The organism is Streptomyces sp. NPDC059851, from assembly GCF_042732005.1.
Lineage (GTDB): Bacteria > Actinomycetota > Actinomycetes > Streptomycetales > Streptomycetaceae > Streptomyces.
The window spans coordinates 1-19,509 of record NZ_JBHWJJ010000116.1; the positions used below are offsets into that span (position 1 = coordinate 1).

The 19,509-nt window shown below is 72.5% G+C and carries 19 protein-coding genes; 13 read left to right on the forward strand and 6 right to left on the reverse strand.

Features of this window, described 5'->3' with window-relative positions:
• Nucleotides 1-542: 542 nt before the first annotated feature.
• Nucleotides 543-1,793 (forward strand): hypothetical protein, encoded by a 1,251-nt coding sequence (locus tag ACFV7Q_RS29565; protein WP_385432952.1) that lies wholly within the window; start codon nt 543-545, stop codon nt 1,791-1,793.
• 146 nt (nt 1,794-1,939) lie between these two features.
• Here the strand turns inward: ACFV7Q_RS29565 and ACFV7Q_RS29570 are convergent, their stop codons facing one another.
• Nucleotides 1,940-3,166, reverse strand: a complete 1,227-nt coding sequence (locus ACFV7Q_RS29570) for a serine hydrolase domain-containing protein (protein ID WP_385432996.1) — start codon at nt 3,164-3,166, stop codon at nt 1,940-1,942.
• Nucleotides 3,167-3,438: 272 nt separating this feature from the next.
• On the opposite strand from ACFV7Q_RS29570, the gene ACFV7Q_RS29575 reads away from it, so the two are divergent.
• Complete coding sequence (locus ACFV7Q_RS29575; RefSeq protein WP_385432954.1) at nt 3,439-4,191, forward strand: MarR family transcriptional regulator; 753 nt, start codon at nt 3,439-3,441, stop codon at nt 4,189-4,191.
• Nucleotides 4,192-4,194: 3 nt separating this feature from the next.
• Here ACFV7Q_RS29575 and ACFV7Q_RS29580 read toward each other — a convergent pair whose 3' ends face one another.
• The 3 genes from ACFV7Q_RS29580 to ACFV7Q_RS29590 all read right to left on the reverse strand — a co-directional run bounded on the left by ACFV7Q_RS29580 (nt 4,195) and on the right by ACFV7Q_RS29590 (nt 6,430).
• A complete protein-coding gene (locus ACFV7Q_RS29580) occupies nt 4,195-4,923 on the reverse strand; it encodes a hypothetical protein (protein WP_385432956.1) in 729 nt (242 codons plus the stop codon).
• Between the two features lie 224 nt (nt 4,924-5,147).
• Entirely contained in the window at nt 5,148-5,687 is a 540-nt protein-coding gene (locus tag ACFV7Q_RS29585; RefSeq protein WP_385432958.1) for a hypothetical protein, read from the reverse strand.
• A gap of 287 nt (nt 5,688-5,974) precedes the next feature.
• On the reverse strand, nt 5,975-6,430 hold the full coding sequence (locus ACFV7Q_RS29590; protein ID WP_385432960.1) for an ATP-binding protein: 456 nt from the start codon (nt 6,428-6,430) through the stop codon (nt 5,975-5,977).
• 156 nt (nt 6,431-6,586) lie between these two features.
• On the opposite strand from ACFV7Q_RS29590, the gene ACFV7Q_RS29595 reads away from it, so the two are divergent.
• The 9 genes from ACFV7Q_RS29595 (at nt 6,587) to ACFV7Q_RS29635 (ending at nt 15,931) form a co-directional block, all read left to right on the forward strand.
• Complete coding sequence (locus tag ACFV7Q_RS29595) at nt 6,587-7,468, forward strand: Scr1 family TA system antitoxin-like transcriptional regulator (RefSeq protein WP_385432961.1); 882 nt, start codon at nt 6,587-6,589, stop codon at nt 7,466-7,468.
• On the forward strand, nt 7,465-7,725 hold the full coding sequence (locus tag ACFV7Q_RS29600) for a DUF397 domain-containing protein (protein WP_385432963.1): 261 nt from the start codon (nt 7,465-7,467) through the stop codon (nt 7,723-7,725). Before ACFV7Q_RS29595 ends, ACFV7Q_RS29600 begins: the two co-directional genes overlap by 4 nt.
• Before the next feature lie 86 nt (nt 7,726-7,811).
• Nucleotides 7,812-8,171: a hypothetical protein gene (locus tag ACFV7Q_RS29605; protein WP_385432965.1), complete on the forward strand. Its 360-nt coding sequence runs from the start codon at nt 7,812-7,814 to the stop codon at nt 8,169-8,171.
• A 481-nt stretch (nt 8,172-8,652) separates the two neighbouring features.
• Nucleotides 8,653-8,925 carry a hypothetical protein gene (locus ACFV7Q_RS29610; protein WP_385432967.1) on the forward strand — a complete coding sequence of 91 codons (273 nt, stop codon included), beginning with the start codon at nt 8,653-8,655 and terminating at the stop codon, nt 8,923-8,925.
• Nucleotides 8,926-8,929: 4 nt separating this feature from the next.
• Nucleotides 8,930-11,119, forward strand: coding sequence for a helix-turn-helix domain-containing protein (locus ACFV7Q_RS29615; protein ID WP_385432969.1), 2,190 nt, complete (start codon nt 8,930-8,932; stop codon nt 11,117-11,119).
• Between the two features lie 85 nt (nt 11,120-11,204).
• Entirely contained in the window at nt 11,205-11,723 is a 519-nt protein-coding gene (locus tag ACFV7Q_RS29620; protein WP_385432971.1) for a hypothetical protein, read from the forward strand.
• A gap of 227 nt (nt 11,724-11,950) precedes the next feature.
• Nucleotides 11,951-13,291 (forward strand): MFS transporter, encoded by a 1,341-nt coding sequence (locus ACFV7Q_RS29625; protein ID WP_385432972.1) that lies wholly within the window; start codon nt 11,951-11,953, stop codon nt 13,289-13,291.
• Between the two features lie 39 nt (nt 13,292-13,330).
• Nucleotides 13,331-13,999 (forward strand): TetR/AcrR family transcriptional regulator, encoded by a 669-nt coding sequence (locus tag ACFV7Q_RS29630; protein ID WP_385432974.1) that lies wholly within the window; start codon nt 13,331-13,333, stop codon nt 13,997-13,999.
• 1,023 nt (nt 14,000-15,022) lie between these two features.
• Nucleotides 15,023-15,931: a nitroreductase/quinone reductase family protein gene (locus ACFV7Q_RS29635; protein ID WP_385432976.1), complete on the forward strand. Its 909-nt coding sequence runs from the start codon at nt 15,023-15,025 to the stop codon at nt 15,929-15,931.
• 47 nt (nt 15,932-15,978) lie between these two features.
• On the opposite strand, the gene ACFV7Q_RS29640 is transcribed toward ACFV7Q_RS29635, so the two are convergent.
• Together ACFV7Q_RS29640 and ACFV7Q_RS29645 are read right to left on the reverse strand one after the other, a co-directional pair.
• Nucleotides 15,979-17,388, reverse strand: coding sequence for an SMI1/KNR4 family protein (locus ACFV7Q_RS29640; RefSeq protein ID WP_385432977.1), 1,410 nt, complete (start codon nt 17,386-17,388; stop codon nt 15,979-15,981).
• Nucleotides 17,389-17,397: 9 nt separating this feature from the next.
• The gene (locus ACFV7Q_RS29645) at nt 17,398-18,123 is read right to left on the reverse strand and encodes a TetR/AcrR family transcriptional regulator C-terminal domain-containing protein (protein ID WP_385432979.1); all 726 of its coding nucleotides are present in this window, start codon (nt 18,121-18,123) and stop codon (nt 17,398-17,400) included.
• Here ACFV7Q_RS29645 and ACFV7Q_RS29650 point away from each other — a divergent pair.
• Both ACFV7Q_RS29650 and ACFV7Q_RS29655 read left to right on the forward strand, forming a co-directional pair.
• A complete protein-coding gene (locus ACFV7Q_RS29650; protein ID WP_385432981.1) occupies nt 18,086-18,490 on the forward strand; it encodes a nuclear transport factor 2 family protein in 405 nt (134 codons plus the stop codon). The two genes, ACFV7Q_RS29645 and ACFV7Q_RS29650, sit on opposite strands and share 38 nt — an antisense overlap.
• 35 nt (nt 18,491-18,525) lie before the next feature.
• Entirely contained in the window at nt 18,526-19,437 is a 912-nt protein-coding gene (locus ACFV7Q_RS29655) for an alpha/beta hydrolase (RefSeq protein ID WP_385432983.1), read from the forward strand.
• Nucleotides 19,438-19,509 lie beyond the last annotated feature (72 nt).

A 19,509-nucleotide genomic window follows, 5' to 3' on the forward strand; every position in this document is an offset into this window, starting at 1 on the left:
CGGGGGGCTGACGGCCCGGGGCCGCCGGCCGTAGGCCCGCCGGGGCGGGCATCCGGCCGGGGCGGGGTATCCCGTCGACCCGGCCCGCCGCACGGGGCCCCTTCGGGCCTCTCTGCGGGAGCCAGCACTGAATCCGCTTCCACGGTGGGTTCCTCGGGCGATTCCGGCGATTCAGGCCGTCGCGGGCGGTGGCGGGCTCGGCCGCGCTCGGCCGCGCTCGGCCGGCGGCTGGGAGTGGAGCTCTGTGCCGGGCCGTTCCGGTTCCGCCGCCGGGCTGGTCTCGCGGGAGCCGGTGACAGCCTGGCGTGTCACGGCGAGCCAAGGGCGGCCCAGCGGCCACAGCACAGCCGGCCCGCCCAGCAGTACAGGCCTCGCCTCACTGCTCGGGGTCGCCGCCCGCTGACCCGCACCGCCCGGCGCCGCCGGCCCGTCTCCGTCCGGCCCCTCGGGAGGAGACGGGCCGTCTGCCTGCGGGTGCAGGGCTGTTGACCTGCCGGGATATGTTGTGGCTTTCACCGGGGGACGACGTACGGAGCATGTGCATGACGCAGAACAGCGGGCAGGGGCAGGGGCAAGGGCAGGGCGGCCCGGGGGCGGGCCCCGGGTACCCGGGGCAAGGGCAGTACGGCGGCTGGGGCGGGGCCCCGCAGTGGGGCTACCCGGTGCCGACGGCGCCGCAGCCCGGGGTGATACCCCTGCGCCCGTTGGCGCTCGGGGAGATACTCAGCGGGGCGTTCGGGACCATCAGCCGCCACGGGAAGCAACTGGCCGGCGTGATGCTGGCGGTGATGGCCATCGTGCTGCTGGTCATGGGCCTTGCGGTGGGCATCGCCGTGGCCTCGGTGTTCGACCACTTCGAGCCCGTCTTCAACCCGCCCTTCGGCGAGGACCCCGCCCCCGAGCACCTCGGGCCGCTCCTCGTCGCGGGCGGGGTGCTGTTCGTCGTGCTCCTCCTCGTGGGGCTGTTCGGCGTGGCGGTGCTCGCCGCGCTCTGCCCCGCGCTGCTCAAGGAGGCGGTCACGGGCCGCCCCACCACGTTCCGCGCCCTGTGGCGCGCCTCCGTCCGGCGGACTCCCGCGGTGACCGGCGCCATGATCCTCGCCGGCCTGATCGCCGGCCTTCCGGTGCTCGCCGCGCTGGCGGTGGGCATTGCGGTGGTGGCCGCCTCGGCCACGGACGACGGCGGGCCCGCGCTCTTGGGCCTGGTGCCGGCCCTGGCGCTGGCCGCGCTGCCCGTGACGGTCTGGCTCACCACCCGGTTCGGCCTGTCCTCCGCCGTCGTCGTCCTGGAGGGTGTGGGTCCGGTCACCGCGCTGCGCCGCTCGGCGGCACTGGTCCGGGGTGACTGGTGGCGGATCTTCGGCATCTCCCTCCTCGGCGGCCTGATCGCGGGGGCGATCGGTTGGGTGATGCAGATGCCGTTCAACTTCATCAGCACGTTCGCCCTGGTTCCCGCGATGGCGGAGCTGCCCGAGGCCGGCGGCCCGTCGACCGGAACGTTCGTCGCCCTGGGCGTCGCCGTGTTCTTCATGTTCCTCGGCGGCACCGCCGGACAGATGTTCCAGATCGGGTTCAGCCAGCTGGTGAGCTCCCTGCTTTACGTCGACCAGCGGATCCGACGTGAGGGCCTCGCCGAGGCCATCCTGGCCGACCTGGCCGCCGACCCGACTGCCGCTGCCCCGACTGCCGGCCCCACTGCCGCCGGCCCGGCCGCTGCAGGTACCGGTGCCGCGCCCGAGTACCCCGCACCGCCTGCGCCTCCGCAGGCCGGTGGGTCGACCGACGGCCGGTAGCCCGCGCCGCCACCGCATCCGACCGATCGACCGATCGACCGATCGACCGACACCAACGCCCGGCCGCACTTCGCGTGCGGCCGGGCGTTGGTCTTCGCGGGCTGAGGGCCGGCGGGCGGGTGGCCTGCCGGGAATCCGGCTCGGCGTCAGTCGTCGAGCGCCTGGTAGGCCGTGGTCCAGAAGTCGTGGATGAGCTGCGCCGGAGCCGGTACGGACAGCCCGACCTGGGTGAGCAGGATTCCGGTGAGCTGCTCGGCCGGGTCCGCGTACACCGTGGTGCCGGTTCCCCCGTCCCAGCCGAACTGGCCGATGGACGCGTAGTCGCCGCGGTACGTGCGCACCGCCATCCCGAGGCCCCAGCCACCCTGCTGCCCCTGGCCGAACGACACGTGGACGCTGTTGCGCGCCAGGGCGGTCCGGACGGCCTCCTGCTCGGGCGTGAGGCGGTTGGTGGTCATCAGCTCGACGGCGGGCCGGGACAGGATCCGTTCGCCCCGGTGCATCCCGTGGTTCAGCAGCATCCGGAAGTAGGCGTGGTAGTCGTCGACGGTGGAGACCACTCCACCACCGCCCGCCTGGAACGCCGGAGGCTCGCTGAACCTGCCGCCTGCCGCCTCGTCCCACACGACGAACTCGCCGGTCTGCGGATCGGGCGCGTAGCTGGGCGGCAGCCGGTCGATCTTTTCGGCGGGCACGTGGAACCCGGTGTCCTCCATCCCCAGCGGATCGAGGATCCGTTCGCGCAGGAACGTCTCGAACGACTGGCCCGTGACCCTCGCGACCAGTACGCCGAGCAGGTCGGAGCCGATGTGGTACTGCCACTGCTCCCCCGGCTGGTGCATCAGCGGGAGCGAGCCCAGGCGGCGCATCCACTCGTCCGGGTCGGGCAGCGGCCCGCCGTGTCCGGTGAGCTCCAGCCGGAAGACCTCGGCCATGATCGGGGAGCCCATCGACGTCAGGTCCATGCCGAGCCCGAACGTGCAGGTCAACACGTCCCGTACGGTGATCGGCCGCCGCGCCGGCACGGTGTCGTCCAGGGGGCCGTCGATCTGCTTAAGCACCCGCCGGTCGGCGAGTTCGGGAAGCCACGGGTCCACCGGATCGTCCAACCGCAGCCTGCACTCGTCGAGGAGGACCATCGCCGCCGCGGCCCCGAGCGGCTTGGACGTGGAGGCCATCCGGAAGATCGTGTCCCGACGCATCGGCGCGCCACCGTCATGGCGCATCGTCCCGATCGCTTCGACGTGCGTCTCGTCACCCCGGCTGACGAGGGCGACGAGCCCGGGGATCTTCCCGGAGTCGACGTGCCGTGCCAGCACGTCGCGCATCCTGCGCAGCCCCGTTCCCGAGAAGCCGCCGTTGCTCTTTCCCATCATGAATCTCCCCGTGCCATCAATGTTCGAGAACCACTGAACGCTTGCGACGCTACATTGCGTTCATAAATTCGTCAACGCAGTAGGGTGCCAACTTGGGCTTATAGCTTGGGGTTAAGAGGATTTCATTGCAATGAGCATGGCGCTGAACGCAATGAGCGATGGGAGCGGGAATTGCAATGAGCTCCAGGTGAATGCATACTGCGCAGCGCAGCGCGCGGGGCCCCGGGTCCGGCGCACGCCGACGAACGGGAAGACGGGAGACGAGGCCCATGCCCGGAGGCAGACTCACCGGTGAGGACCGCCGGCACATCGCCGCGGCGCTCGCGGAGGGGCTCGGATACACCGAGATCGGGCGCCAGTTGGGGAGACCGGCCTCGACGATCATGCGGGAGGTGACCCGCAACGGCGGGCCCGGGGCTTACGGCGCGGACCGGGCGCAGGAGGCGACACGGCACCGTGCGCTACGGCGCAAGCAGGGAGCCCAACCTCCGGCGCCACCGGTCCCCGACAGCGGCCACGGGCGCGACCCCCGAGAGGTGGAGGACTTCACGGAGTCCTTCACCGCCCTCCTGGCCGAGTCGGGGCTGCCCCGGATGGAGGCCCGGGTGCTGGCTCGCCTGTACATCGCCGACTCCGGCGCTCTCACCGCCGCCGAGCTGGTCCAACGGCTGGGCGTCAGCCCGGCGTCCGTCTCGCACGCCGTCGCCTTCCTCGAACGGCACGGACTGCTCAGGCGGGAACGGACCCCCGGCGAGCGCCGCGAACGCTATGTCACCGATGACGACATCTGGATCCGGTCCCTCCTCGCAGCTGCGCGGATGAACGAAACCCTGGCGGCCACAGCGCGACGCGGGGCCGAGGTCCTCGGGGCGGCGACCCCGTCGGGCGCCCGCTTCGAGTCCTCCGTCGAACTCTTCCTGCTCATCAGCGAGTCCCTCCGGCAGCTCACGGAGCAGTGCCGGCAGAGACTGGCCGCCCGAGCCGCCGGACCACCGGAGCACCGGAGCACCGGACCGCAGTGATGCCTATCGGGCCGGGGAGCGGGGGACGGTGTAGTACGGGAGGGATCCGGGGCGGCCGATCACGACCTTGAGGACCGTTCCGTAGCGGGCGCGGACCGCCGGTACGGGGTCGGGTCGCGGCGGGTCGATGCGGCAGCGGGAGTGGACGGGGCCGGCCGGGGGGCACGTCGGCACCTGCGCGCCCTCGACCTGGCTCGATGCGGCCGGGTGTGCGGGCAGCGGAGGGTAGTCCCAGGTGATGACCAGGCCCCGGTCCTCCGAGACCAGGGACGGTGCGGGCATCCACGTCCCGTCCGGGAACACGCCGCGCATGCGGTGGTACTCCAGCGCGTATGCGAGCGTGCCGCCGCTCGCGCTGCCGGGCCCGTTCAGATCGGGCTGCCAGGTGGTGACGTCCGCGGCGCCGATGCGTTGCAGCACGTCCGTGACCTCGCCCTCGACCCCGTACACGGCGCTCAGGCCCATCTCGCAGGTCAGCAGGTCAACGCCGGCCGGTTCCTTGAAGTTCCCCTTCGCCGGTCCGGTGCAGCCGTCCTTGAACTCGGTGTAGGCGTGGTGCAGCCCCTCCACGCGGTCCAGCCGGTCGAGGAGCCCGCGGAGGCGGGTCTCCTCGGCGTTCCGTTTGCTCTCTGCGTCGCCGTCAGTGGCCATGGCCCGGAGCTCCGCGATACTGGGCTGCGGCTGCGGCGAGCACGCACCGACCACGACCATCGCCGCTGCGGCGGCCGGCATGCCGATGCACAACCCGGCGCGCCTGCCACGCCTCCGCGTCGGTCCCATCGCTCCCGCCCCCAGCTCTGCTCACCCGTCGCCCCGGCTCTCAGCCTCGGACGTTTCTTGCTCGGGTGCATGAGTACGCGTACTCAGGCCCGGCTTTCGAGGATGTGGGTGGGGTGGGGTGGGGGCGGCAGCCTGCCCGGCGCGTGCCGTACGGCGGCGCGCCGGGCAGCGGCGTGTCAGAGCGAGGACTTCGACGCGGTGACGACCACGCACTCCTTGTACTCGCTGCCGTCGCCCTTGCCGGTGTACGGCGTGGTGGCCTCGGCCTTGGCGGACGCCCCCTTCGCGACCTTGAGGCCGGTCACCTTGGCCAGGGCGAGGTTCGCGTTGGAGGTGGCGTCCCCGCGGAACTTCATGGTGATGTCGTACGTGGAGTCCAGCATGCCGCTGTTGGTGACGGTGAGCCGGGCGACCAGGTTCTTGCCCTCCAGCTTGCACCCGTCGATCCGGATGTCCCGCTCGGCCTTGTCACGGCTGGAGCCGTTCGGGACGGAGGTGCCGCCCGTGGTGCCGCCCGTCGTGACGTTGACGTCGGTGTCGTTGCTGCCGCCCGTGGTGCTGCTGCCGCCGCTGGTGCTGCCGGAGCTGCTGGAGTTCGAGCTGGAGCTGGAGCTGTGGCCGCCGCCGCAGCTGGCGCCGTGGGAACCGCGGGCGCCGGTGAGAGCGAAGACTGCTATACCGAAGACGGCGACAGCGCGGACATGGCGAAGCTTCACGTTTCAACCCCCGTTGAAGTGGCGATGAATGAATAAGGGCCCGACTTGACGGGCGCACGTCACCCTAGCAGTGGACTGGGATCTTCCGCTTCACAGAACTGTTTCAAAGCCGCACCAGTCGGGTAGTGCGCGGGCGGCCCGAGGACTGATCGCGCTTCCGTTTCATGCTCCGGAGCAGACTGACGAGACGCTCGTACACAGGGCGTTGCCCGTCTGACGGATGAGCACCGCGCCGGACGACCGTACACCTGAAGGCCGTGGAAGTGGGTCAGGTGGCAAAGGGTGGTTCAGGGCCGTAGGGCCAGTTCAGCGACGATCGTCTTGCCGATGGGCAGGCGGTCGCGCACCTCCCAGCGGGTGGCCACGGCCCGTACGAGGAGGAGGCCGCGGCCCGTCTCGGAGAGCGGCGCGGGCGGGGTGGTCGCGCCCGGTACCGGGGGTCGGCATTCGCCGCGGGCGTCGGAGACTTCGATCCGGAGCACGTCCGCTTCGAGCGTGAGCACGAGCTCGAAGTTCCGGCCGGGCACCCGGCCGTGTGTGACGGCGTTCGCCGTGAGCTCGGCCAGTACGAGGGCGGCGGCGTCGGAGGTGTCGCTGCCGGCCGGAACGCCCCAGGTGTGGAGCTCGTGCAGGGCCAGGCACCGGGCGAGCCGGGCGCCGCGCGGGGTGGCACTGAACTGTTGACAGAACACACGTACGGTCACCGGCGTCTGCCGGGTCCGCTGTGCAGGGGGTGGCGTCATGGCCCCAATGTGGCGGCGGAATGCGGGCGTTCACCAGGGGCGTGGTGCGTACGCCCGGTCAGCGTACGCGTACGGAGGGTGGACAGTACGCGTCACCGAGCGTGACCATGGGGGAGTCGGGAGCGTTGCGGAGCACGTGCGCGGGAGGTGGCCCGGATGGCTTACGAGAACACGGACGAGGGCGGCACGGGCGGGGAGCCGGGCAGCGGCTGCGGTCCGGCGGGCGGCGGGGAACCGGAGGCGTCGGACAGTCTGCGCACGTTCGGTGCGGTCGTCCAGGCCCTGCGGGAGCATGCGGGGCTGAGCCGGGAGGAGTTCGGGGAGCGGGTGCGCTTCTCGAAGCACACGGTGGCCTCGGTCGAACAGGGCCGGCGCATGCCCGACCCTGACTTCGTCGAGCGTGCGGAGGATGCGCTCGGCAACACGGGCGCGCTGCGACGGGCGGCCCGCCACCTGTCCCGCCAGCCGGGCCTGGCCAGTTGGTTCCGGCGATGGGCCCGGTTGGAGGCGCAGGCGGTGACGCTGTACACGTACGAGTGCCGCATGATCCCGGGCCTCTTGCAGCCGGAGCCGTACGCGCGCACGCTGTTCGTGGACCAGGTGCCACCACTCAGCGACGAGCAGATCGAGGCGCAGTGGACGGCGCGGGCGGAACGGCAGCGGCTGCTCCAGGAGCGCCCGAACACGACCTTCGGGTTCATCCTGGAGGAACACCTGTTCCGGCGGAAGACGGGCGGGGTGGAGGTGACCCGGGTGCTCATCGACCACGTGCTGGAGGTCGCGGAACTGCGGAACGTGGAGGTCCAGGTGATGCCGCTGGAGCGGGCGTCACATGCGGGGCTAGCGGGGCCGATGCAGTTGCTGGAGACATCGGATCCCCGGTGGTTCGCGTACTGCGAGGGGCAGGAGCACGGTCAGCTCATTTCCGACCCCAAAGTGGTCAGCACCCTCCAACGGCGATATGCCAGGATGCGGGCACAGGCCCTCTCCCTGGAGAACTCCGTGGGCCTGTTGAGGGAGATCCGAGGAGCGCTATGAGCACGGAAGAACTGGCCTGGTTCAAGAGCAGCTACAGCAGCAGCGGCTCCGGTGACTGCGTCGAAGTCGCCCTCTCCTGGCACAAGTCCAGCTACAGCAGCGGCGACGGCGACGACTGCGTGGAAGTCGCCGCCTGTCCCTCCGCGGTCCACGTCCGGGATTCCAAGGACCGGCACGGCCCCCAGCTCGCCCTCTCCCCCACCACGTGGGCCGACTTCGTGGCGTACGCGTCCCGAGGCGTGATCCTCGGCTCCTGATACGGGTCACGGGTGCTCCTCCGGGAGCCCCTGGCAGACTCGACAATGCGTTCGACGCGCTTCGACCTGCTCGGGAGAATCAACCCATGAGCCTCCTCGTGCACACCTTCGTCTACGACGCCGACGGCGGTTACGTCTTCCTGGAAGACCCCGAGCACGGTCACACCCTGGCCGGTTTCGAGAGCACCCGGCAACGGCTGTGGGGGTCCGACGCGCTCCGGGCCCTGGGCGCCGAGTTCTTCCCGCGCCTCGACGGCGACGACCTCTACGTGGAACGGGACGAGATCGACGCTTTCCTCGCCGAGTGCGAGGCGATCCGTCCGCACCTCGGCCACCTTGCCGGACAGGGCGGTTACGACCCCGACTACGTGGCCCAGCGCTTCGACAACATCGTTGCCGCCGCACTGCGGGCCAAGGCCGAGGCCGGCGGGATCCTCGTCTGGTGAGCGGCCACCCACTCGTCCGGTGATGTGGCGGGGGGCGGGAGGTGAGAGGCGGGGGCCGCGCCAACGACCCCCGCCGGGTTGCGTGGATCCGGACCGTCGGCTCCGCGCGGGCGGTGGCGAATCTTCAGGGATCCGCCCCAAGGGCAGTATGCGCGGCGAGGGTGTTGTTCAGTGCGGTCCGTTCTTCGTGAACGCCTGCGGCCGGACGTACGGCTCTGATCTGCACGGACATGCCGGGCGGGGAGTTGTTCACGGCCGGTGGATCGGTGGCGGGAGTTGTTCACCGGGTCGGACATGGCGGGACATCGCCGGCCTTCGGGCTGTTTTCCGGCCGGTGTCGGCTGGGGCTGCGCTCGGGCATGGTGGTGGGGCGCCCGCAGGACGGGTCTCCGTCCCGCGAGTGGACCGCAGCGCCAACTGCGGTGCCACGAAGGCGTGTTGCGACCACGTATCCGGACCGTCGTTCGAAGGAGTCGTCGTCATGGTGTTGTCCGTGGCTTCCGGTGCCTCCGTCCCCCCGTGGGCGTGGGGGCGGCGCCCGTCCCCCGTCCTCGTCGTCAAGGTCGTCGTCATCGTGGTGGTGGCCGTGGTCACCGCCGTCCTCGCGGGTCTCGGCCAGGCCCCGGCAACCTCGCTCGCGGTGGTCGTCATGGTGACCACCACCGCGCTGGAGCTCGCCCGCCGGATCACCGGTGAAGGGGGACCGGGCGACGGCGGGGGCGCGGCCGGTCCCGGCGTACGGGCCGGCGGGTAGCGGCATGGGTACGGGACGGCAGGGGCGGCCACAGCGGCCCGTCGACACCACCGTCCCGGCCCTGGCGGAGCTCGCGCGGGAACTGCGCGAGCTCCGCGCCGCGGCCGGGCTGACCCTCGACGAACTGTCCGCCGCAACCCACTGGAGCAAGGCCGCGCTCAGCGCCGCCACGACCGGGCGGAGCCTGCCGCGCTGGGAGCTCGTCAAGGCCTGGGTACTGGCGTGCGAGGCGGACGCCAACCTGGACCTGTGGCGCGCCAGGTACGACCGGGCCCGGGTGCAGCACCAGCACACCCGGACCGTCGCCGCAGCGGCGGCCGACGGGACGTCCGGCAGCGGCCCGGCGGGGACGCCGGGCTCGACGGGGCCTGCCACGCCCCCGGCCGCCAGCGGCACCCGCGCCGCTGCACCGGCACCGGCACCGACACCAGAACCCGCACCACCGGCCCCACCCCCCGGGCCCCTCCCCAGCTTGCTGGAACGGGACGCTTGGCGGACCCTGGCCCCCGACCGGCGCCCCTGGGGGGTCAACGCCCACCCGGCGCCGATCCCGCTGCGCTTCACCACCGTCGGGCCCGACTTCACGGACACCGACTCCGACACCACCGACCTGAGCGGGCGCTACGACCAGATCGCGGAAGTCTTCGCGCTCACCCGACACCGACGGCTGGTGATCCTCGGCGACCGGGGAGCGGGCAAGACCGAGCTCGCCCGCCACCTGGGCACGCGGCTACTCACCGCGGGCCGCGGCGGTGGCGCGGTCCCCGTGTGGGTGTCGCTGCGCGGCTGGCGGCCCGAGCACGGACCGGACAGCCTCCTCGCCTGGATCGCGGACGCGCTCACCCGCTGCACCGCCGAGGACGTGCGGACCCTCCTGGGCAGGCACCTCCTGCTGCCCGTACTCGACGACTTCGACGCCCTGAGCCCGCGTCAGCGCGCCGGCGCCCTGCACCTCTTCAACCGGCTGCCCGAGCAGGCACCGTTCGTCCTGGTCAGCGGCTGGGCGGAGTTCGCCCGTGCGGTGGAACAGACCGACACCGTCATCGCCGGCAGCGCCGCGGTCCGGCTGCGCCCCGCCGGCGTGGAGGACCTGCGCGGCTGGATCCAGCGCAGCTCCCGCTCCCGCTCCCGTGCCAAGAAGCAGGACTGGGAGCCGGTGTTGGAGGCGCTGGCCGCCCGGCCGGACGCTCCGGCCGTCGCCGTCCTCGCCGACCCGATGCTGGCCTGCGCGGCCCGGCTGCTCTACACCGATGGGCGCGCCGACCCCGCCGAGCTGATCGCCGACGACGCGACCACCGAATCGCTGGAGGTCCGCCTGGTGCAGCACCTGTTCGGCGCCCTGCCGCCGTACCGCCACCACCCGGGCCGGCTGCACGGGCGGCGCCGCCACGCGGTCCTGCACCTGTTGGCCGGCCGCGAGCACGAGGAGGGCGGGCCCGTCGACGATCTGCGCGTCCTCTACCGGGGCCGCCGCCCCTCCCGACGCCGGGCCGGCATCCAGGCCGCGGTGATGGGCCTGCTGTCGTTCTTCCTCGTCGCCGCTGCCGATGCCGATGCCGCCCGGCACGGCCCGTACGAGTCGTCCGACCCGGACTTCGGTTCCGCATCCTTCCTGGGGATGCTGATCGGACTCGCCTGGTACGGCTACCTGCGGCACCGGCTGGACCGCAGGGCGTCGCGCGCCGATCCCGTCGGCCGCGCCGGGCAGTTGCTGGTGCGGGTCGTCCCCGCCGGACTGGTACTGCTCCTCGCCTGGGCGATGAACCACCTGATGGAGCCGAGCTCGGTCCTCCTGGCCGTTGCCGCGGTGCCGACCTGGGTGGCCGTGTGGGGTGCGGAGCAGGCGGTGCGCCGCACGGATCCGCTGTGGCTGCTGGGCGACCTGGCCTTCACGTTGCTCTTCCTCCTGGTGTACCTGGTGTCCATGTCGCCGAGCGCGACCCTGTTCGCCCTCCTCTTCCTCTTGCCGGTCCTCCTCTCGGTCACCGTGACCGGGTACTGGGTGCGCGCCGTGTTCGCCTCCCGGTTCGTCCTGTGGGACCTGTATCCGAACCTGGTGCACACACTGCTCCACGAGGCCACGGGTCCGGACATCCTGCGCGTCGGACCGGACGGGTGGTCCTTCACGCATCCCGCGGTGGCCCGCTGGTACCGCGGCGCACCCGGTCTGCAAGAAAGCGACGCGGGGCCGTAGCGGCCGGCCGACTGCCCGCACGGAGCCGGGTCACAGGGGAGTAAGGTGCCGGGACGACCGGAGCGTGTGCCTCAGAATGTGCAGCATGGCTGACGCGGACGACGGGCCGGGCGAGGTGGACGGGGTGTTCGCGCTGCCGCGGGGTGCGACGGGATTCCTCCGGCCGCAGGAGGGGCTGCCGCTTCCGGAGACGGACCCGCGGGCCTTCCGCGCCGCCCTGTACGCGGCCGCCCGCGCCGCCTGCGGGCGGGTGGGCGAGGTGGAGGAGCGGGCCTACCCGCGTACGTTCCACACCGCTTCGGTGGGGGTCCACGGTGGCGCGGCGGAGCGTACCGAGCACATCGTGCTGTGCCACGCCCATCTGCCCTGGGTCGCGTTCGTGCGGGAACGCCGGGACTGGTACGCGGACCCGGACGGGTTCCTCGACGCGCCCCCATGGGCAGGCGCCTTCGCCGCCGCCGGGTTCACCGTCCTGACCGGCGGACAGCTCGCCGTGCCGCTCGCCGGCGTGGACACCGCGGTGCTCTCCCCGGTCGAGTGGCGCCAGGTGCGGCTCTACGGCGTCACCACGCTCGGGGGGCTGCTCTTCAACGCGTGGGACTGAGGGCCGGACCGGGCTCGGTTTTGCGGTTCCGGCAAGTTTCCTGGGCTGTTTCGGCACGCGGTTCGAGCATGGGCGGCACCTGATCCCGACCGGAAGGCGGACCCGTGACCACGGCGAACCGTGCTGCTGCCCCTGCTGCTTCTGCTGCCCCTGCTGCTTCTGCTGCCCCCGCCGCCCCTGCTCCCCCACCCCACCTCAGTGCGCGCCGGCGGTGGACGGTGCTGGCCGTGTGCGCGCTGAGCATGTTCCTCGTCGGCCTCGACACCACCATCGTCAACGTCGGCCTGCCCGTCATCGGCCGCGGCCTCGGCGCGGACACCCGGAGCCTGGAATGGGTCGTGGACGCCTACACGGTGGTGCTGGCCGGGCTCCTCATCGCGTCCGGTGCGCTCGCCGACCGCTTCGGGCGGCGCAGGGTGTTCCGGTGCGGGCTGGTCGTCTTCGGCGTGGCCTCGGTGGCGTGCGCGCTCGCTCCGTCGCTCGGCTTCCTGGTGGCGGCGCGGGCCCTGCAGGGCGTCGGGGCGTCGATGCTGAGCCCGGTGGCCCTGGCGATCGTGGTGAACGCGATGCCCGATCCGCGGGAGCGGGCACGGGCGATCGGCGTGTGGGCGTCGGTCTTCGGGATCAGCATGGCGGCGGGCCCGGTGACCGGCGGTGCGCTCGTCGAGGCGTTCGGCTGGCGGTCGGTGTTCTGGATCAACGCGCCGGTGATCGCCGCTGCGCTCGTGCTGGTCGCCGTGTTCGTACCGGAGTCGCGCGGTGAGCGGGCCCGACGGATCGATCTGCCCGGGCAGCTGCTCCTCACCCTGGCCCTGGCGGTATCGGTCGGGCTCCTGATCGAGGGGCCGCGGATCGGCTGGACCTCGGCCCCGGCACTGGCCGGGTACGCCGTGGCCGCGGCGGCCACGGCCGCATTCGTACGGGTCGAGCTGCGGCGGGAGGAGCCGCTGATGGACCTCGGGCTGTTCCGGCGGCCGGCCTTCGCCGCGGCCGTGCTGGGCGCCGTGGCCGTGTTCGTCGCGCTGAACGTGACGCTGCTGCTGACCACCCTGTACCTGCAGCAGGGCCGCGGCTGGACCCCGCTCGCGGCCGGCCTCGCAACGCTGCCCATGGCGGTGGGGGCGACCCTGTGCGCGCCGTGGTCCGGCAGCCTGGTGGGGCGGGTGGGGCCGAGGCGTCCGCTGCTGCTGGCGGGTGCGTTCACCGCCGCCGGGGGCCTGTGCCTTGTGGGGCTGGGTCAGGACACCAGCGTGCTGCTGCTCCTGACGGCGTACCTGCTGATCGGGATCGGATTCGGCTTCGCCAACGCGCCGCTCACCGACACCGCGGTCGGCGGCCTGCCCAAGTCCCGGGCCGGGGTGGCAGGGGCCGTCACCTCCACTGCACGGCAGGTCGGCTCGGCGGTCGGCATCGCCCTCGCGGGAGGCCTGGTCGCGGGTACCGGTCCGGGCGGGCTCGCGGCGGCGTCCCGGCCCGGGTGGGTGCTGGTGGCGGGCTGCGGGCTGTTCCTCCTGGCCGTGGCGCGGGCTTCCCGGGGAGGGTCCCCTGCGGCCCCCGGACGTTCCTGAACTTTGTGCAGGAAGGGTTCCGTTGCCTATCGTGAGCCCATGGCGCGCGAAACCCTGACCAAGGACCAGATCATCCGGACCGCTATCGAGCTGCTCGACGAGGAAGGGCTGGAAGGCCTCAACATGCGCAGCCTCGGCAAACGGCTCGGTGCCGCGGCGACGGCGGTCTACTGGCACGTCAAGAACAAGGACGACCTCGTGTTGCTGGTCGGCGACCAGGTGTGGGACGAGATCGAGCTGCCCGACCTGGACGCGGTCGACTGGCGCACGGCGGCGACCCGGATGGCCCTCAGCCTGCACGCGATGCTCACCCGGCACCCGTGGCTCGTGCAAGCCTTCGGCTACCACCTCTTCTACGGTCCCCGCAAAGCGCGCCACGACGACCACATCCTGGCCGTGTTCGAGGCGGGCGGCTTCAGCGGGCCGGCGGCCGACCGGGCCGCGGCGAGCGTGTTCACGTACGTGCTCGGCAACGCGCTGGGCGCCTCCGCCACCGCCTCCCTCAGCCGGAAGATCAGCCGCGACGGCCGCGACCCGGAGGAGGTCCTCCAGGAGACCATGGCCAAGGCGGTCGAGGCCGCGAGCGGGCTGCCGCGGCTGCAGAGCCGCTTCGACACCCGGGCCGCGGAGTACAACGAAGCCCCCGAGGACACCTTCGCCTTCGGCCTGGACTCCCTCCTGAGCGGCCTGGAAGCCCGCATCGCCTGAGGGCTCTCGCACAGCCGCTGGTCGCGCAGCCGCTGGTCGTCGCCGACGGAAGCCCGGCTGCGACGGACAGCCCCGCTGTTCCCACTCCCCGCCCGCCCGGACGCGGGATCGCCACGGTGCCGCCCGCCCGGACGCGGGATCGCCACGGTGCCGCCCGCCCGGACGCGGGATCGCCACGGTGCCGCCCGCCGGGAGTTCGCTGCGCGGGCGGGCCGAGCCGCCGCCCGAAGGGCTGCCCGCTGAAGGAGCCCCCGGCCGACTGCCGGCTACGAACACGCGCTCCCGCTCGTCCACCCGGAGGCCGACGGCGTAGTGGAGCAGTTCGGCAGAGGGACCACATCCGGCCATACGGCCCGGCGCTACCGCACGGCCGCGACCGCCGGACCACCGCCGATCACGCAGGGGAGCGCGGTGCCGCCGACCACCGTGCCGGTGCGGGGAACCGCCGCCGCGCCATGGCCGCGCGGTGCGTCCCGACCCCCCGCTGGTGTGCCTCGTACGTGCGCCTGCCCGCCCGGGGCGGGGTCAGGGGATCCGCCGGAGGACCGATCGAATCCCGCCGGAGAGCGGCTGGGGCGGCGTTGACAAGATCCCGGGGCGGTCGTACTAATGGCTCCCGTGGCGCGTGGCGCCGGCCAAAGAGAACTGGGCCGGCCGGCGATCGGGCGACCACCTGACATCGAGGACCGTCTCATGCGTTCTCTCCTCACAGGCACTGCCTGATTCCACTGCGGCGCCTTCGGGACGCCTTCCCGCCGTGCGCGGCTTCCTGTTTCCGTGCTGCCGCCCGGCCGGGCCGCCGCGGGCCTCGTTCCGTAGGCGCCGCCTCGGGCCGACGCCGCACACGTCGCACGCGTCCCTTTGCTCGCCCTTTCCCCTTTCCCTTTCCCCTTTCCCTTTCCCTTTCCCCTTTCCCTTTCCCCTTTCCGCCTTTCCCTTCCCGCTTTCCCCTTCCAGCCATCGCACGCCCCGCCCAGCCCCGCGCTGCTCTGCGCCGCCCACGATCGAGGGAGACCGACCCGCATGTCCTTCAACCAGTCCGTCATCGACGAGTTCCGCGCCAACCAGGGAAAGGTCGGCGGCTACTTCGAGGGCGGCGACCTGCTGCTGCTGACCACGACGGGCGCCAGGTCCGGCGTAGAACGCACCGTTCCGCTCGGCTACGTGCGCCACGGCGATCAGCTGCTGGTGGTCGGCTCCAACATGGGCGGGCCCAAGCACCCCGACTGGTACCACAACGTCCTCGCGAACCCCCTGGTCCAGGTGGAGGTCGGCACCGAGCGCTTCGAGGCGGTCGCCGTGCCGGCCGAGGGCGAGCGCCGGGACAGCCTGTTCGAGCACGTGGTGAGCATGGAGCCGGGCTACGGCGAGTACCAGCAGAACACCCCGCGGATCCTGCCCGTGGTGGTGCTGGAGAAGAGCGATCCGGCACCGGGTGAGGGGCCGGCCCAGGTGCGCAGCCTGGCCGACAAGCTCGTCGAGGTGCACGTGTGGCTGCGGGGGCAGCTTCGGCACGTCACCGCCGAGGTCGACGCGTACTTCGCGTCGCTGCCCGCCCACGCGGACGGGGGCGCCCCGCCGGCACCGGGGCTGGGGCTGCAGATCCGCCAGCACTGCCTGGCTTTCTGCCAGACGCTGGAGTTCCACCACGTCGGCGAGGACGCCCACGTGTTCCCCGCCATGGAGGCTGCGCACCCGCACCTGAAGGACGTCTTCGACCGGCTGCGGACCGAACACGTCACGGTGTCACGGCTCCAGAAGGAGCTCAGCGGGCTGCTCGCCGACATCGCCGGCGCAGACCCGGAGCTCTTCCGCAAGGAGCTGGCCCGGATGTCGCAGGAGCTGAACGCCCACCTCGACTACGAGGAGGAGGCGCTGCTGCCGCTGCTCCGCGAGATCCCCTTCCCGCCCGGCCCGCCGGCCGCCAGCTGACGGTCCCACGGGGAAAGGAGCGTGGTCACGAGCGCCACCGCGGCCGATCAGGCGAACGGCAAGGGTCCGAGATCACCGGTGATGACGGTCCGGACGATCGGCGGGCGCCCGTACAGGGCCAGGATCTCGTTGGAGAGGTCCACCAGCTGCCCGTAATCGCGCAAGCCGTGCGTGGTGATGCCGGCGGCCGTAAGGCCACGCGGAACGGCGTCCGCGTCCAGCAGGGTCCGCCATTCCTGCGGCCCGAGTTCGAGGTACTCCAGCCCGGTGAGCCGGCCGATCTGTCGGGGATCGGCGAGGGTGCCGGGGTAGGCGGTGAGGGTGCGCAGGCGTGGGAGACCGACCGCGGGGGTGAGATCGACCGGCTGGTCCTCCCACACCCCGACGCAGAGCACCTCCAGTTCCGGGTGCGCGGCGGCCTCGATGCTCTGCAGGTGCGCCACGTTGACGTGGGCCACGGCCCTCCGCTCGTCCCGCCGACGGGTCTTCCGCGTGCGCGGCTCCCGTCTGCGCACGAGGTCGGTGAGCGAATCGGCGATCAGCTCGGCTCCGATGTACGACTCGTGCCCCAGCAGCACGAGCTGTCCGACGTGGCCGGCGGGCCCCGGGGTCAAGTCGACCGCGAGCCGGTCGCCGCCGCCGTTGTCACCGAACACGATCCAGCCGGGGGAGCCGACGAGGCACTGGACGGCGTCGCCGGGCAGGGTCACGACGGCCTCGCAGGCCGCGAACCTCCAGGGGGCCGGGCGGGACGCCGCATCGGCGACGTACAGGCCGTCCAGTGCGAAGAGTTCGCAGCCGACGGTTTCGTCCACCACGTCCCGTGCCTCGTAGTCGTCGCCCTGCCAGTCGTCCCACCGGGCCGGCACGACGCGGTAGAGGGCCTTCAGCTCGTCGGGGAGCGTCACCCCGAGTCGAGCCTCGGCGGCGGCGATCTCCTCGTCGCCGGCGCCGACGGCGCCGGGAAGCCGCTCGCGCAGCAGCCGCTCCAGGGCCGCCGGATCCGCCGACGGGGCGGGCCGTGCGGCCGTGTTCGGCTCGGGCAGCCGCCGCCAGGGCTCGGGCACGGCCCCCTCGACCAGCAGCAACGTTCCGTCGCCCACCGGGCCGGACTCGACGGCGGGACTGGGGCCCATCACCCGCAGCCGTGCCTCGCCCGACGGGGTGATCCGGGCGGAGAACGTGACGGACTCGACGCCGGCCGCCGTGAGGGCGCCGCGCACGAGCTCGACGGCCTTGCGCTCCGCAGCCGAAGCCCGCCCGCGCGGGCGGGCCCCGGTGGACGACGTCCACCGGTCCCGTCCTATGGCTCCGGCCAGGTGCACGGCCCCGGCCCTGTCCCCGTCCCCGTCGCCCGGCTGGGCTCCGGCCCCGTGCGCCCATGCGCGCAACAGCGGCTCCCACGTTCCGAAGGCGTACAGGGGGAGGAGGGAGGGGACAGACGGCGCATCGCTCATGTGCTGACCCTAAGACGTCCCTCGGACAACGTGCCCGGGGCGGCCGGGAGAGGCCGTCAGGGGGCGGGGGCGGGGGCGGGGCCCTGGGCGGGGGCGGGTCGTTCGATCCGGGCCGCGATGCCGTCGAGGACCAGTTCGAGGCCGATCGAGAAATCGGCGTCGCAGACCGCGGCCTCGGGCTTGCTCGCCGGTCGTGCTTCGAACAGTGTCGAGGCGAACGGGCGGGCCGTCTCCGGGAAGCGTTCGGGCTACGAGGTCCGCCAGGGCGCGGCTCCACGCGCGTTCGGCGTGGGCCCGGCCCTGATCCTCGGCCCGGCTGCGGGCGAGCTCGTGGTCCTGCCGTACGGCTTGGACCACGTAGCCGCCGATCAGCGACAGGGCGCCGATCTTGTGTGCCCAGTCGAGAGGTGTGCGGGCGAGGACCGCCAACGCGGTTTCCATCCAGACGATCTGGTGGGGGCCGCTGGGCGGTCCGGTGACGGGTAGCCGGGTGAGCCACGGCCGCTGCTGGTACACCGCGCACTGGGCGCGGGCCCGAGCCCACAGCCTTAGCCGGAACCCGAGCCGCGAGAGCGGAAGTAGGGCATGGGCCCCGACCGCGTCAGACGCACACCGAGCGGCCCCGTCCGGCGCGCCGAGCCGTAACCGAACATCAGGGGGCATCCTCAAGGGGTCCGACCTCAACAGGGAGATCACCGTGGACCGACTGGACGTCATCGACAGCTGCACCCGCATGGCCCGGTACGCCGACCAGCGCGACTGGGAGGGACTGGCCGGGGTGTTCGCCGACACGGCGACCCTGGACTACACCAGCCTCAACGGCGGAGAGCCCGTCACCCTCCCGCCCGCGCAGATCACCGAGGGCTGGAAGAACGGCCTCGGCGTCTACGCCGCCACCCAGCACCTCCTCACCAACCACCTGGTCACCGTGGACGGCGACACCGCGGTGTGTACGGCCGACTTCCAGGCCACCCACCTCAAGACCGACGGCTCGCTGTGGACGCTGGGCGGCACCTACGACTTCGACCTCGCCCGCACCGACAACGGATGGCGCATCACCGGTGTGGTCATGACCGCTGTCTGGAGCGACGGGGACCGATGAGGAACAACGGCACCGACACCCACGCTGGAGAACACATGACACGCACGAGCAAGGTCACCTTCGACAGCGAAGGCCTTACCCTGACCGGCAACCTCTTCCTGCCTGACGGCCCGGACGGCCCGGACGGCCCGGACGACACCGGTCCGCTCCCCGGAATCGTGGTCGCCGGCACCTGGACCAGCGTCAAGGAGCTGATGGCCGACCGGTACGCCGAGCGGCTCGCGGCCCACGGCTACGCCGCCCTGTCCTTCGACTTCACCGGCTTCGGCGAGTCGGAGGGCGAACCCCGGGACGTGGAGGACCCGGCCCTCAAGGTCCGCGACATCCACCACGCGGTCACCTTCCTGGCCGACCACCCCGCCGTCGACGGCGACCGGCTGGGCGCCCTCGGCATCTGCGCGGCCGCAATGTACATGTCCGACAACGCCGCCCAGGACCCCCGCGTCCGCTCACTGGCCCTCGTGGCGCCGTGGCTGCACGACGCCGCGGTCTGCGAGGACGCCTACGGCGGGGCGGAGGCCGTCGCCGAACGGATCAAGACCGGGCGCGAGGCACGCTCCCGCTACGACGACACCGGCGAGGTCGAGTACGTGCCGGTCGTCTCACCCACGGACCCACGCGCCGCCATGCCGTACGACATCGACTTCTACCTCAACCCAGCCCGCGGCGGCATCCCCGCCTGGCCCAACCGCTTCGCCGTCATGTCCTGGGCGGACTGGCTCACCTACGACGCCATCGCCCTCGCCCCCCGCATCCACCAGCCCACCCTGCTGGTGCACAGCGAGGACGCGGCGGTCCCCGAAGGCGCCCGCCGCTTCCACGCCGGCCTCGCCGGCCCCAAGGACATCCTGTGGACGCAGGGCACCCAGTTCGACTTCTACGACACGGAGCCCCACGTCACCACTGCCGTCGACACCGTGGCCGCCCACTTCGCCCGGACCCTGTGAACGCGCTGTGCGGTCCGCCCCGGCCGTCGGCGGGGCGGACCGCACACGTCACGCCCATATCTGCTCCATCTG

Bases quoted from the DNA above. Each gene is read 5' to 3' on its own strand.
- ACFV7Q_RS29640 (WP_385432977.1), bottom strand. From the start codon at position 17,388: ATGAGCGATGCGCCGTCTGTCCCCTCCCTCCTCCCCCTGTACGCCTTC.
- ACFV7Q_RS29590 (WP_385432960.1), bottom strand. From the start codon at position 6,430: ATGACGCCACCCCCTGCACAGCGGACCCGGCAGACGCCGGTGACCGTA.
- ACFV7Q_RS29600 (WP_385432963.1), top strand. From the start codon at position 7,465: ATGAGCACGGAAGAACTGGCCTGGTTCAAGAGCAGCTACAGCAGCAGC.
- ACFV7Q_RS29580 (WP_385432956.1), bottom strand. From the start codon at position 4,923: ATGCCGGCCGCCGCAGCGGCGATGGTCGTGGTCGGTGCGTGCTCGCCG.
- ACFV7Q_RS29620 (WP_385432971.1), top strand. From the start codon at position 11,205: ATGGCTGACGCGGACGACGGGCCGGGCGAGGTGGACGGGGTGTTCGCG.
- ACFV7Q_RS29615 (WP_385432969.1), top strand. From the start codon at position 8,930: ATGGGTACGGGACGGCAGGGGCGGCCACAGCGGCCCGTCGACACCACC.
- ACFV7Q_RS29630 (WP_385432974.1), top strand. From the start codon at position 13,331: ATGGCGCGCGAAACCCTGACCAAGGACCAGATCATCCGGACCGCTATC.
- ACFV7Q_RS29655 (WP_385432983.1), top strand. From the start codon at position 18,526: ATGACACGCACGAGCAAGGTCACCTTCGACAGCGAAGGCCTTACCCTG.
- ACFV7Q_RS29595 (WP_385432961.1), top strand. From the start codon at position 6,587: ATGGCTTACGAGAACACGGACGAGGGCGGCACGGGCGGGGAGCCGGGC.
- ACFV7Q_RS29565 (WP_385432952.1), top strand. From the start codon at position 543: ATGACGCAGAACAGCGGGCAGGGGCAGGGGCAAGGGCAGGGCGGCCCG.
- ACFV7Q_RS29605 (WP_385432965.1), top strand. From the start codon at position 7,812: ATGAGCCTCCTCGTGCACACCTTCGTCTACGACGCCGACGGCGGTTAC.
- ACFV7Q_RS29610 (WP_385432967.1), top strand. From the start codon at position 8,653: ATGGTGTTGTCCGTGGCTTCCGGTGCCTCCGTCCCCCCGTGGGCGTGG.
- ACFV7Q_RS29570 (WP_385432996.1), bottom strand. From the start codon at position 3,166: ATGGGAAAGAGCAACGGCGGCTTCTCGGGAACGGGGCTGCGCAGGATG.
- ACFV7Q_RS29575 (WP_385432954.1), top strand. From the start codon at position 3,439: ATGCCCGGAGGCAGACTCACCGGTGAGGACCGCCGGCACATCGCCGCG.
- ACFV7Q_RS29635 (WP_385432976.1), top strand. From the start codon at position 15,023: ATGTCCTTCAACCAGTCCGTCATCGACGAGTTCCGCGCCAACCAGGGA.
- ACFV7Q_RS29645 (WP_385432979.1), bottom strand. From the start codon at position 18,123: ATGCGGGTGCAGCTGTCGATGACGTCCAGTCGGTCCACGGTGATCTCC.